Origin of the sequence: Streptomyces fodineus, assembly GCF_001735805.1 — a bacterium.
Taxonomy (GTDB): domain Bacteria; phylum Actinomycetota; class Actinomycetes; order Streptomycetales; family Streptomycetaceae; genus Streptomyces; species Streptomyces fodineus.
The window spans coordinates 5,941,866-5,955,290 of the sequence record NZ_CP017248.1 but is presented as its reverse complement, the minus strand read 5'-3'; the positions used below and the strand labels follow the sequence as shown (position 1 = coordinate 5,955,290).

At 70.0% G+C, this 13,425-nt stretch carries 7 protein-coding genes; 4 read left to right on the top strand and 3 right to left on the bottom strand.

Going from position 1 to position 13,425, the window contains the following annotated elements; translation table 11 throughout:
* The first annotated feature begins 11 nt into the window (after positions 1 to 11).
* The 4 genes from BFF78_RS25525 (at position 12) to BFF78_RS25510 (ending at position 5,802) form a co-directional block, all read left to right on the top strand.
* Positions 12 to 926: an ABC transporter permease gene (locus BFF78_RS25525; RefSeq protein WP_069780523.1), complete on the top strand. Its 915-nt coding sequence runs from the start codon at positions 12 to 14 to the stop codon at positions 924 to 926.
* Positions 919 to 1,776 (top strand): ABC transporter ATP-binding protein, encoded by an 858-nt coding sequence (locus BFF78_RS25520; RefSeq protein ID WP_069780522.1) that lies wholly within the window; start codon positions 919 to 921, stop codon positions 1,774 to 1,776. Before BFF78_RS25525 ends, BFF78_RS25520 begins: the two co-directional genes overlap by 8 nt.
* Positions 1,777 to 1,936: 160 nt before the next feature.
* Positions 1,937 to 4,141, top strand: a complete 2,205-nt coding sequence (locus BFF78_RS25515; RefSeq protein ID WP_069780521.1) for a CDP-glycerol glycerophosphotransferase family protein — start codon at positions 1,937 to 1,939, stop codon at positions 4,139 to 4,141.
* Positions 4,138 to 5,802: a glycosyltransferase family 2 protein gene (locus tag BFF78_RS25510; RefSeq protein WP_069780520.1), complete on the top strand. Its 1,665-nt coding sequence runs from the start codon at positions 4,138 to 4,140 to the stop codon at positions 5,800 to 5,802. Before BFF78_RS25515 ends, BFF78_RS25510 begins: the two co-directional genes overlap by 4 nt.
* A 141-nt stretch (positions 5,803 to 5,943) precedes the next feature.
* On the opposite strand, the gene BFF78_RS25505 is transcribed toward BFF78_RS25510, so the two are convergent.
* From BFF78_RS25505 to BFF78_RS25495, 3 genes are all read right to left on the bottom strand, one after another.
* The gene (locus tag BFF78_RS25505) at positions 5,944 to 7,425 is read right to left on the bottom strand and encodes a hypothetical protein (RefSeq protein ID WP_069783811.1); all 1,482 of its coding nucleotides are present in this window, start codon (positions 7,423 to 7,425) and stop codon (positions 5,944 to 5,946) included.
* Between the two features lie 10 nt (positions 7,426 to 7,435).
* On the bottom strand, positions 7,436 to 7,927 hold the full coding sequence (locus tag BFF78_RS25500) for a GtrA family protein (RefSeq protein WP_069780519.1): 492 nt from the start codon (positions 7,925 to 7,927) through the stop codon (positions 7,436 to 7,438).
* A gap of 137 nt (positions 7,928 to 8,064) precedes the next feature.
* A complete protein-coding gene (locus BFF78_RS25495) occupies positions 8,065 to 13,005 on the bottom strand; it encodes an NAD-glutamate dehydrogenase (RefSeq protein ID WP_069780518.1) in 4,941 nt (1,646 codons plus the stop codon).
* Positions 13,006 to 13,425: the final 420 nt, after the last annotated feature.

Below are 13,425 nucleotides of genomic sequence, written 5' to 3'. Positions count from 1 at the left end.
AAGCAGCGGATGTGAGTCAGGTCATCGACACACCGCCCCCCACCCAGACCTCGGCCGACGACGACCTCGCGGCACTGGCGGCCCGGCACGGCCTGTCGGTCAGCGGCGCACGACCCACCCTGCCCGACTACGTCCGTCAGCTGTGGGCCCGGCGCCACTTCATCACCGCCTTCGCCACCGCCAAGCTCACCGCCCAGTACAGCGAGGCCAAACTCGGCCAGGTCTGGCAGGTCATGACCCCGCTGCTGAACGCGGCGGTCTACTACTTCATCTTCGGCGTGCTGCTCGGCACCAAGAAGGGCGTCCCGGACTACGTCCCGTTCCTGGTCACCGGCGTGTTCGTGTGGACGTTCACCCAGAGCTCGATCCAGGTCGGCACCCGCGCGATCTCCGGCAACCTCGGCCTGGTGCGCGCCCTGCACTTCCCGCGCGCCGCCCTGCCGATCTCCTTCTGCATCCAGCAGCTCCAGCAGCTGCTGTTCTCGATGGCCGCGCTGGTCGTCATCCTGCTCGGCTTCGGCCTGCCGATCACCCCCGGCTGGCTCCTGGTGATCCCCGTCCTGATCCTCCAGTTCCTGTTCAACGCGGGCATGGCGATGATCATGGCGCGGATGGGCGCCAAGACCCCGGACATCGCCCAGCTGATGCCGTTCGTGCTGCGCACCTGGATGTACGTGTCCGGCGTGATGTGGAGCATCAGCAAGCTCACCAAGAAGGACCACCTGCCGCACATCGTCACTCTCCTGCTGGAGAACAACCCGGCCGCGGTCTACATCGACCTCATGCGCTACGCGCTGATCAAGAGCTTCCACGCCAAGCAGCTGCCCCCGCACGTGTGGGCGACGGCCACCGGCTGGGCCCTGATCGCCGGCGTCGGCGGATTCATCTACTTCTGGAAGGCTGAGGAGAAGTACGGCCGTGGCTGAGCAGACCCCCACCGAGACCCCCAAGACCGCCACCGAGATCGCCACCGACAAGATCCCGACCGTCGTCTGCGACGGCGTCGACATCGTCTACCGCGTCAACGGCACCGGCTCCGGCCGCGGCTCCGCCACCGCCGCCCTCAACCGCATCCTGCGCCGCAAGCAGGCCGAGCAGGCGGCGGGCGTGCGCCGGGTGCACGCGGTGAAGAACGTGTCGTTCGTCGCCTACAAGGGTGAGGCGATCGGCCTGATCGGCACCAATGGTTCCGGCAAGTCGACGCTGCTGAAGGCCGTGGCCGGGCTGCTCCCCGTGGAGAACGGCCACATCTACACCAACGGCCAGCCCTCCCTGCTCGGCGTCAATGCGGCACTCATGAACGACCTGACGGGTGAACGCAACGTCTACCTCGGCGGCCTCGCGATGGGCATGACGCGAGAGCAGGTCAGGGAGCGCTACGAGGACATCGTCGACTTCTCCGGGATCAACGAGAAGGGCGACTTCATCACCCTGCCGATGCGCACGTACTCCTCCGGTATGGCCGCCCGGCTGCGCTTCTCCATCGCCGCCGCCAAGGACCACGACGTCCTGCTGATCGACGAGGCCCTGGCCACCGGCGACCGCCGATTCCAGATGCGCTCGGAGGACCGGATCCGCGAGCTGCGCGAGAAGGCGGGTACGGTCTTCCTGGTCAGCCACAACAACAAGTCGATCCGCGACACCTGCGAGCGGACCCTGTGGCTGGAGCGCGGCGAGCTGCGCATGGACGGGCCGACGGAAGACGTCATGAAGGAGTACGAGGCCTTCAGCGGCGACAAGAGCGACAAGAAGACCGCTGGTAAGAAGGTGGCTTAAAAATTACCGGAAGGGAAACCGCAGACGGCGGAACTTCATCTTCCTCCTTGGGCCCTCTCCGGCCCCCCTCTTACCCCTAGTGCGATTATCCCATTCATCCGCTTAGTGACAGTATGTTATGAAGAGTGGCCAAGCCGACGACCAGAAGGAGTCCCCTGCGATGCCCCAACTCAGCGTCATCGTCTACGGACCGAACGCACAGGGGCATCTGACAGAGTTGCTGGACTCCCTGGCGGCCCATCCGCTCCCCGACGCCGAGGTGATCGTCGCCGCGGTCGGCGACTGGGCGCAGGAGGCCGCCGAGGGCCACACCCCCGAGACGGTGGTCGTACCGCTGCCGGAGGGCACCGCAGACGCGGCGGCCCGGACCGCCGGAGCCGCCCGCGCGACCGGCCGCTGGCTGCACTTCGTCCAGGCCAAGGACAGCCTGCCGGCCGGTGCTCCCCGGCTGATCGCCGAGCGGATCGCCGAACTGGACACCACGGACGCGACCGCGGACGTGCTGCTCTTCGACCACGTCGCCACCACCTGGCAGACCGCCGCCACCCCCTCCCGCGACGGCCGCCTGCTCGCCGCCGTCGGCCGTGACAGCCTGCCCCTGGACGAGTCCGCCGACCTGCTGCGCCTCACCCCGCTGCTCGGCAACCGCGCCCTGCGCGCCGAGTTCTGGCGGGCGCACGAGGAGCGGCTCACCACCGGCGACGAAGCGCACACCGCCCACGCCGCCCTGCTGTACGCCGGCCGGGTCGCCTGCCTGAACCAGGTGGCGTACGAGCACCGCGAACTGCGCCCCGAGAGCCAGCCGCCGCTCGCCCCCGAGGACCGGTTCGCGCTGATCGAGCGCTACGAGTCGCTGCTCGCGCTCACCAAGGACCGCCGCGCCGCCCGCGTGGTGCTGTACGACCTGATGATGCGCGACCTCGTGCGCACCTTCGCCGGGGAGAACCTGCCCGACGCCGTGGCCCGCGAGTTCTTCCGCCGTGCCTCCCTCGCCGCGGTCCGCTGGCGCCCCGAGAACCACGAGCGCCCGGCGGGCGTGGAGGGCGTACGGCACGCCCTGCTGGAGGAGGGCGCGTACACCAAGTACCGCGCGTTCCAGGCCGTCAACCGCACCCGCCGCGCCGCCAAGAAGGCCGTACGCACCCGTAAGCGCCAGGTCGGTGCCAAGCTCCGCGACCAGCAGTACCAGCGCGCCCTGAGCCGCCCGGTCGACCCCGACCTGGCCGTGTTCGCCGCCTACTGGGACCGCGGGGTGGCCTGCAACCCGGCCGCGATCGCCGCCAAGCTCGCCGAACTCGCCCCGCACATCCACCAGGTGTGGACGGTGTCGAAGGAGAACGTGGCCCTGCTGCCGCCCGGCACGGACCACGTCGTCCCCGGCACCCGCCGCTACTGGGAGACGCTGGCCACCGCCAAGTACCTGACGAACAACGTCAACTTCCCCAACGCGGTGGTCAAGCGCCCCGACGCGATCCATGTCCAGACCCACCACGGCACCCCGCTCAAGCGCATGGGCCTGGACCAGATGGAGCACCCGGCCGCCGCCAAGGGCCTGGACTTCGCCGCGCTGCTGGCCCGTATCGACAAGTGGGACTACAGCGTCAGCGCCAACAGCCACTCGACCCGCATGTGGGAGCGCGCCTACCCGGCCCGCTACACGCCGCTGGACTACGGCTATCCGCGCAACGACGTCTTCTACACGGCCACGGCCGCGGACGTACGGGCCGCGCGTGAGCGCCTCGGCATCGCCCCGGGCAAGACGGCCGTCCTGTACGCGCCCACGCACCGTGACTACGAGGCCGGCTTCACCCCGCGTCTGGACCTCGCCGAACTCGCCGACCGCCTCGGCGAGAACACGGTTCTGCTGGTCCGCGCCCACTACTTCTACGGCGGCTCCTCCTCCCCGCTGACCGGCCTGCGCCGCTCCGGCCGGATCATCGACGTCTCCTCCTACGACCCCGTCGAGGAGCTGTGCCTGGCCGCCGACGCGCTGGTCACGGACTACTCGTCGATCATGTTCGACTACGCCAACCTCGACCGCCCGATCGTCGTCTACGCCGACGACTGGGAGACCTACCGCACCACCCGGGGCGTCTACTTCGACCTGATGGCCGAACACCCCGGCCAGGTCGCCCGCACCCAGGAGGAGCTGACGGAGATCTTCGCCTCCGGTGCCTGGCGCGACGAGAGCGCGGCGAAGGCGCGGGCCGCCTTCCGGCGCCGGTTCTGCGAGTACGACGACGGACGCGCCGCCGAACGGGTCGTACGACGGGTGTTCCTGGGCGAGCCGGAGGAGGCACTGCCACCGGTGCTCCCGCTCGAGGAACGCACCCCCGCCCCGACCCCCGAGGAGGCCTCGGTATGACGACCCCCGACGTGACGGTGACGGTCATCGTCTACAACGACGCCGCCCGCCTGCCCCGAGCGGTCGCCTCGCTGCGCGCGCAGACGCACGCGAACATCGAGATCATCATCAGCGACGACCACTCCACGGACGACACGCCCACGGTGGCGCGCCGGCTGGAGGCGCAGGACGACCGCATCCGCTACCTCCGGCTGCCGGAGAACAGCGGCGGCTGCAGCGCCCCGCGCAACCGGGCCGTCGAGATCGCCCGGGCGCCGTATCTGATGTTCCTCGACAGCGACGACGAACTCCCGCCCCGCGCGGTCGAGTTGCTGCTCGCCGCGCACCGCGAGCGCGAGGTGGACTTCACCATGGGCGCGGTACGGCGGGTCCGGGTCGACAACGGCCGCCGTACGACGTGGATGCCGCACCTGGTGGCCGAGCGCCGCACGGTGGAGGGCATCGAGGCCGACCCGCGGCTGCTGTTCGAGCACCTGTCGACGAGCAAGATGTACGCCCGCGCGTTCCTGGACCGCCACGAACTCCGCTTCCCGGAGGGCATCCACTACGAGGACCAGCTGTTCTCGGCGCAGGCGTACTGCCTGGCGACGGCGTTCACGATCATTCCGGACCCGGTGTACGTCTGGTACATCGACCCGTTCGCGGCAGCGGCCTCGGCGTCCATCTCCAACCAGCGGCACAAGGTCACGAACGTCCGCGACCGCGTCCACGTCCAGCGCCTGATCGACGACTTCCTGGTGGAGAGCGGGCACGCGGGGCTGCGGGAGGACAAGGACTTCAAGTTCCTCAAGCACGACTTCCGGATGTACGCGGGCGATCTCCCCTACCGGGACGAGGAGTGGCTGAGCGCCTTCGCGGACATCATGAATCCGTACCTGGAGACGCTGTCCGAGGGTGCGTACGCCCGCCTTCCGCGTCCCGAGCGGGTGGTCCTGGAGCTGCTGCGGGAAGGCCGGCTGGAGGAGGTCGGGCTCGCGGCACGCGGGCTCGGGCACGGGGTGGCACCGCGGCAGATCACGGCCGACACGTCGGGAGTGCCCTACTGGGGCGACAGCGTGCCTTCGACGGACCGCGCCCGCCGCGAACTGAACGTGTCCGACCTGGAGTTGGACACGCGCCCGTTCCCGAGCGCGCAGTTCCGCCACGAGATCACGGAGTTGACCCCGGGCGCGGGGGCCTCGGTGACTCTCGCCATCCGCACCTACGACCCGGGGCTGCGCCTGCCCGTCGGCCCGCAGCGGGCCAGCCTGATCGTCTCCCCCGGCAACCGCCGTATGACGGTGCCGTTCCGCCTGGACCCGGTCGGCCCCGGCGTCTTCGAGGGCGAGGTCCGCCTGGACCTGGCCGAGGCCCCGCTCCCCTTGCAGGGCTTCGCGGGCGTACGCCATCCCCTGGTTCGCCTCCAGCAGCAGGGTCTGTCCAACTCCGGCATCCTGCTGGCCCCGCTGTCCTTCCCCACCCTCACGGCCCGCATCGAGTACCGCTCCGGCGCGACCCCGCACGAGCTCACCATCGAACCGGAGGGCCGCAACCCCGGCCGCCTGCAACTCCGCTGGCGTCCGGTGGGAGTGACGGCGCGGGTGATCCGCCCGCTCGTCCAACGAGTCGCCCGCCCCAAGGTCCGCAAGGCGGCCAAGCTGCTGTCGAGCGTGCTGCGGTAAGGGGCGCTGTTCGAAGCGCCGTTGCGCCGAACGTCTGTGGCCGGCCACGGGTCTCCCGTGGCCGGCCATGTAGTTCCCGGCACAGCCAGGCGCTGGGGGTACCCCCCTTGGGGGGAGGCACCCGGCCCGGCCCGGCACGGCTCAGGGCATCACTCGGTACAGGACCTGGGAATCCGGCCCGGTCTTCACCTTCCGAAGGCCCGGACCGGCCAGGCTCTTCGGCCCCACGACCCACCGGACGCCGTACTCCCGCGCGATCCCCGCCCGCTCGGCGGCAGACGTCCCCGCAGCGAAGTACCGCGCAACCGCCGCCTCCCGGCGCCCCGCATCCGCAAGGAACACATCCGGATACCCCGGCGCCACGGTGTACGCCCCGTACGCCGGGATCTGCCGCGCGGGGAACTCGCGAGCCATCACCACGTCCCCGTACTTCACCCACGGCGTGATCCAGTGGTACCCCACCCACGGCGTCCCGTACTTCGCGGCGACCGCGGACGGCAGCGCTGCACGCCCCGTCACATACCCGAGCGTCCCGGCCTGCGTCCACGCCCCGACAGCCAGCGCGGCGCCCAGCACACACGCCCATCCCACCCGGACCGCCCGCCGCCCGGCCGCGACGACCTCCAGCGCGGCGGCGAGCTGCGCCGGGATCAGCGCGGCGGGCATCGCACGGCCCCAGGAGTAGTGCCCGGTCAGCCCGCCCGCGGCGAACATCAGCACGCCCAGCGCGAAGAACAGCACCAGCGGATCCCAGCGGTCCCGCCGCAGGCGCAGCACCAGCGCCGCCACCCCGAGCAGCACCAGGCCGAAGCGCGCGGCCAGGTTCTCGTACAGCGGCCGGTGGATCGCCTCCAGGTCCGCGCCCGCGGAGAACAGCGAGAAGAAGTCGTAGTACGGCCACAGCCAGAGCAGCAGCATGCCCAGGGCGAGCGCGGCGGCCAGGCGCAGCAGCACCGCCCGCGCCGGCCGCGCCGCGATCACCATCGCCAGCGCGCCCAGAGAGGCCACCACGCCCGTGAACTGGTGGCAGAGCAGGATCAGGGCCCAGAGCACGCCGAGCCACAGCCACCTCCCCCACGAGGCCTCGGTCCGTACCGCCCGCGTGACCCAGGCCCAGAAGTGGAAGGTGAGCCCGAGCGCGAAGACGCTGGGGTACGACACCGTCAGCGCCAGGGAGTTCAGGCCCAGGAAGCCCGACCAGTTGAACAGCACCGGACCCCACAGGAAGACCAGGCTGAGCAGGGCCAGAGCGGGGGCCGCGCGATGGGCGCTGAGTGTACGGACGTAGCGCCAGACGCCGGTGACCAGCAGCGTCAGCGCGACGAGCGCGGCGCCCCGCAGGACCACGAACACCGACAGGCCGGTCACCTTGGCGACCACGCCCAGCAGCAGCATCCACGGCGAGTAGTAGGGGCTCGGCGTGTCCGCGTCGACCAGCGGATTGCCCGGGTGGAGCAGATTGTGGCTCAGGCGCTGGATGGTGGCGGCGTGCATGCCGAGGTCGCCCGCCCACGGCAGGCGGACGATCACCAGGAGCAGCAGCACCACGACGAGCGCGGCGGCGACCTGCGGCAGCAGCCGGCCCGCCCGTGCGGTGCCGGACGGCGTCTCTGTAGGACTCACCGGTTCGATGTCAGACGGTGCGGTGTGCATCCTGCTGGAACACCCACGTGCGGTAGACCACAAAACGGAAGGCGGAGGCGAGCACGATCGACAGTGCCTTCGCCACATTCGACCCCAGCACGCTGTGCAGGCCGAGACCGTGGTAACCCACCCAGAACAGGCCGATCTCCATCACCACGCCGAGGCCGCTGAACACGAAGAACAGCATGATCTGGCCGCGGGTGCGGGAGGCCCGGTCGCGATACGCGAAATAGCGGAAGCCCAGGTAATTGGTCGCCATCGCGACACAGCTGGCCAGCACGGTCGAGGTCATCGCCTGCCAACCCAGGCCGCGCAGCAGCAGGTTGAAGATCAGGAAATTGACGAGGACACCGCTGCCGCCGACGATCCCGAATTTCACGACCTCCAGCACGACCCGCGTGACGGGCCGCCGAGCCGGAGCCGGAGCCGGCGCGGGCGCTGTTGCTGGTGCCGGGCGGGTCTCGGTGAGTTGAACAGTCACGGCGCCGACCCTATCCGAAGGGCATCGATTAGCAGGAAACGGTAAATTCGCTGATCTTTTTTGGCTAAGGGTCGGCAAGAAACGGAACGCCCCGGACCGCTTCTGCGTCGGCCCGGGGCGCTCTCACTGCCGTACGGCTACGAGTGCGTGCGCAGCAGCGTCCGCATCGTCCGCATCGCCACCGACAGGTTGGCGAGGTCGAACGTCTCCGAACCGCGGATCTCCTCCAGGGTCGTACGCGCCCGGCTCAGGATGGGCGCGTTCTTCTGCTCCCAGGCCTTGAAGCGCTGCTCGGGAGTGGAGGTGCCGTTGCCGGCCGCGAGCACATCGGCGGTGAGGGCCGCGTGCGCCGCGTACAGGTCCTCGCGGATGGAGGCGCGGGCCATGGACTGCCAGCGGTCGGCGCGGGGCAGCTCGATGATGCGGTCCATCAACTGGGTGATGTTGAGCCGGTCGGCGAGGTCGTAGTAGATCTCGGCGACGTCGAGCGGGTCCTTGCCCATGCGGTCGGCCACCGACACGATGTCGAGCGCCGGGAAGGCGGAGGAGAACCCGGCCACGCGCGTGGCGAGCTCGTCCGGGACGCCGGCCGCGGACAGCTCGTCGTACACCTGCTCGTACCACTCCAGGTCCGCGCCGCGCAGCAGCTTCGGCAGCTCCTGCCAGACCCGCTCGACCCGCTCGGCGAAGAACTCGACCGTCTCGGCGAGCTGCAGCGGCTGCGGCCGGTTGTTGAGCAGCCAGCGCGTGCCGCGCTCGACGAGCCGGCGCGAGTGCAGCCGGATCCGGGTCTGGACGGCCGCGTCGACCCTGTTGTCCAGGGCCTCCACCGCGTCCCACACCGGGGCCGAGGAGAAGATCGCGCGGGCCGCGGTCTGCGCCCGGACGATCTCCTCCAGGGAGGCACCGGTCTCCTCGCGCAGCCGGTGCAGATACGTCGTGCCACCGGTGTTGACCGTGTCGTTGACCAGCACGGTCGTGGTGATCTCGCGGCGCAGCGGGTGGTGGTCGATGGCCTCGGCGAAGCGCTCGCGCAGGGCCGTCGGGAAGTACGCGTGCAGCAGGCTGCGCAGGTACGGGTCGTCCGGCAGCGAGGTGTGCAGCAGCTCCTCGGCGACCGTGATCTTCGTGTACGCCAGGACGACGGCGGTCTCCGGGCCGGTCAGGCCCTGGCTCTGGGCGAGACGCTCGCGGATCTGCCGGTCGGTCGGCAGGAACTCCAGCGCCCGGTCCAGGTGGCCCTCGCGCACCAGATGGCGCAGGAACCGCTGCTGGGCGTGGAGCATGGAGCCCGCCTGGAACAGGGCGTTGGCCAGGGCGGTGTTCTGCGCGTAGTTGTTGCGCAGGACCAGCGCGCCGACCTCGTCGGTCATCTCGGCGAGCAGCTTGTTGCGCTGCTTGACGGTCATGTCGCCGTCCGCGACCAGGCCGTTCAGCAGGATCTTGATGTTCACCTCGTGGTCGGAGGTGTCCACACCGGCGCTGTTGTCGATCGCGTCGGTGTTGATCTTGCCGCCGTGCAGGGCGAACTCGATCCGGCCGAGCTGGGTCAGACCCAGGTTGCCGCCCTCACCGACGACCTTGACCCGGAGGGCCTTGCCGTCGACACGGATGGCGTCGTTGGCCTTGTCGCCGACATCGGCGTTCGACTCCACCGACGACTTCACGTACGTGCCGATGCCGCCGTTCCACAGCAGGTCGACCGGCGCGTGCAGGATCGCCTTCATCAGGTCGGCCGGGGTCATCTTGGCGACCTTGTCCTCGATGCCGAGGGCCTCGCGGATGTGGGCGTTGATCGGGATCGACTTGGCGCTGCGCGGGAAGACCCCGCCGCCCGCCGACAGCAGCTCGGTGTTGTAGTCGGCCCAGCTGGAGCGGGGCAGCTCGAACAGGCGGCGGCGCTCGGCGTACGACGTCTCCGCGTCCGGGTTCGGGTCGATGAAGATGTGCCGGTGGTCGAAGGCGGCGACCAGGCGGATGTGCTCGGACAGCAGCATGCCGTTGCCGAACACGTCACCGGACATGTCACCGATGCCGACGACCGTGAAGTCCTCGGACTGCGTGTCCACGCCCAGCTCACGGAAGTGCCGCTTCACGGACTCCCAGGCGCCGCGCGCGGTGATGCCCATGCCCTTGTGGTCGTAACCGGCCGAGCCACCGGAGGCGAAGGCGTCGCCGAGCCAGAAGTTGTACTTCTCGGCGACCCCGTTGGCGATGTCCGAGAAGGTCGCGGTGCCCTTGTCGGCCGCGACGACGAGGTAGGTGTCGTCGCCGTCGTGCCGGACGACGTCCTGCGGGGGCACGACCTCGCCGGCGACCATGTTGTCGGTGATGTCGAGCAGCGCCGAGATGAACGTCTTGTAGCTGGCGACACCCTCGGCCAGCCACGCGTCGCGGTCCTGGCCCGGGTCCGGCAGCTGCTTGGCGACGAAACCGCCCTTGGCGCCGACCGGCACGATGACGGTGTTCTTCACCATCTGCGCCTTGACCAGGCCGAGGATCTCGGTACGGAAGTCCTCACGCCGGTCCGACCAGCGCAGGCCACCGCGCGCGACCTTGCCGAAGCGCAGGTGCACGCCCTCGACACGCGGCGAGTACACCCAGATCTCGTACGCCGGGCGCGGCGCCGGCAGGTCCGGGATGGCCTGCGGGTCGAACTTCATGGAGACGTAGTCGTGCGGCGTGCCGCCGAGCGCCTCCTGGAAGAAGTTCGTGCGCAGGGTCGCCTTGATGACGGTGAGGAAGGACCTGAGGATCCGGTCCTCGTCCAGGCTCGCCACCTGGTCCAGGGCCGCGTCCAGCTCCTCCAGCAGGGCGTCCGTGATCTCCAGCCCGGCCTTCTGCCGCTCCGGCGACATCCGCGCCTCGAACAGCGAGACGAGGAGCCGGGTGGTGTGGACGTTGTTGCGGAGGGTGTCCTCCATGTAGTCCTGCGAGAAGGTCGAACCGGCCTGCCGCAGGTACTTGGCGTAGGCGCGCAGCACCATCGCCTGCCGCCAGGTCAGCCCGGCGCTCAGCACCAGGGCGTTGAAGCCGTCGTTCTCCGCCTTGCCGGTCCAGGTGGCGGCGAAGGCCTCCTGGAAGCGCTCGCGGGCGTCGTCGCCGAGGTGCTCCCCGGCGGCGCCCGCGGCCTTCGGCACGCGCAGACCGAAGTCGTAGATCCAGGCGGTGGTGCGGTCCGCGCAACGCAGCTCGTACGGCCGCTCGTCGGTGACCTCGACGCCGAGGCGGCTGAGCACCGGCAGCACGTGCGAGAGGGAGACCGAGCCGCCCTTCTGGTAGATCTTGAACCGGCGCTCCTCCGGCCCGGCGCCCACCGGCTCGTACAGGCTCAGGCTGAAGGCCTTGTCCTCGCTGAGCTGCTCCAGGTGGACCAGGTCGGCGACCGCGGCACGCGGGTTGTGGTCGGCCTTGTAGCCCTCGGGGAAGGCGTGGTTGTAGCGGCGCAGCACCTCGGCCGCGCGCTCCTCGCCGCACTCGGCGGTCAGCGCCTCGGCGAACGCGTCGGCCCAGGAGCGGGCGGCCTCCACCAGGCGTGCCTCGATACGGTCCTTGTCGGCGTCCGACAGCTCGGGCAGCTCGGTGCCCGGCGGGACGCGGACCACGAAGTGCAGCCGGGAGAGGATCGACTCGGTGTTCCAGGCGGTGAAGTCGACGCTGATGCCGCCGAGCTCCTCCTTCAGGATGTCGATGATCCTGAGCCGGACACCGGTGGTGTAGCGGTCGCGCGGCAGGTAGACGAGGGCCGAGTAGTAGCGGCCGTACTCGTCCTGGCGCAGGTAGAGCCTGAGGCGCCGCCGCTCCTGCAGATAGAGCACCGAGGTGGCGATGGGCTCCAGCTCGGTCACCGGCGTCTGGAACAGCTCGTCGCGGGGGTAGGTCTCCAGGATCTGGAGCAGGTCGCGGCCGTCGTGGCTGTTCGGCGAGAACCCGGCGCGCTCCAGCACCTCGTCGACCTTGCGACGGATGACGGGGACCCGGCGCACGGACTCGGTGTAGGCCGCGGAGGAGAACAATCCGAGGAAACGCCGCTCGCCTACGACATTGCCGTCCGCGTCGAACTTCTTGACGCCGACGTAGTCCAGGTACGACGGCCGGTGCACGGTGGCGCGGCTGTTGGCCTTGGTCAGCACGAGCAGCTTGTGCTCGCGGGCCTTGGCGCGGGCGTCGGCCGGCAACCGCTCGAAGGAGGGGCTGACCGGGTGCTTCTCGTCCTCGGCGTGGTGCGGGTCCGAGCGCAGTATGCCGAGACCGGTGCCGGGCACGGCGGCGAGCGTATCGTCCTCGCGCAGCTCGTATTCGCGGTAGCCGAGGAAGGTGAAGTGGTCGTCGGCCAGCCAGCGCAGCAGCTCGCGGGCCTCCTCGACCTCGGGCCGGGGCAGATCCGCGGGGACGGGCTCGCTCTCCAGATCAGCGCCGATCCGGGTCGCCGCGTCCCGCATCTTCTCCCAGTCCTCGACGGCCTCACGGACGTCGGACAGCACGCGCAGCAGATCGGCCGTGATCTCCTTCAGGTCCGCGCGGTCGGTCTCGCGGTCGATCTCGACGTGGATCCAGGACTCGAAGTGCGCGTCGTGCGGCAGGTCGGCGCCGGGCGCGGACGGCAGGACCTCGATCAGCTTGCCGGTGAGGTCGCGCCGGACCACGAACTGCGGGTGGATGACCACGTGGATGCCGCGCCCGCGCCGGGTGAGCTCATTGGTGACCGAGTCCACGAGGAAGGGCATGTCGTCGGTGACGACCTCCACGACCGAGTGACTGCAGGTCCACCCGTTCTCCTCGACGGTCGGGGTGTGGACCCGCACGTTCGCCGTGCCCTGGGGGCGGTTCTCGGCGAGACGGTAGTGCGAGACCGCGGCGCCGAAGATGTCGACCGGGTCGCGGTCGGTGAGGTCTTCCGGGGCGGTGTGCAGGTAGTAGCGCTGGAGGAACGCGAGCATGGACTCGCTGTCCGGGGTGTCCGGGGAGCCCTCGCCCTTGGTCCCGGTCGGTAGGTGCCCCCCGACCGGGCTGTTCTCAGCTACCCGGGCAGCCCTCTCGAGCAGCTCGGCCTTGGCTTCGTCCAGCTTGGTCTGCATTGTCCTCTGACTCCTGTCGCGCGCCGTTGCGTGACGTAGAAGGAAGTACGGTCTCTTTCCCTCCGGCTCGACGCCACGGCCCGGGGTGTCCGGTCCGCATCGACGCTATGCCGTGAGGTGAGATGAGCGGAGGGAATTCGGCCATTCTCGACACGCCTGAAGGGTGTGACGCTGCTCTCGGCGCCGCCGTGTCCAGGGGTGTCCCCGGCGTCCCGGGGGCTCCTGCGGCCCCGTCCCGCCCGCGAAGACCAGCGACCGCCGCCCGGTCACGGAGGTGTTCCGTGCAACCCGGGCGCAGGGCAGGGGCAGCATCGCCCCCGCGAGATATCGCGCTGATCACGCCACAAGGCTATCGCTCCTTACCCGGGGCCCGTCATGAGCCGTATGTGTACAAAACCGAGGGTCGAAGTTTGACGTTCT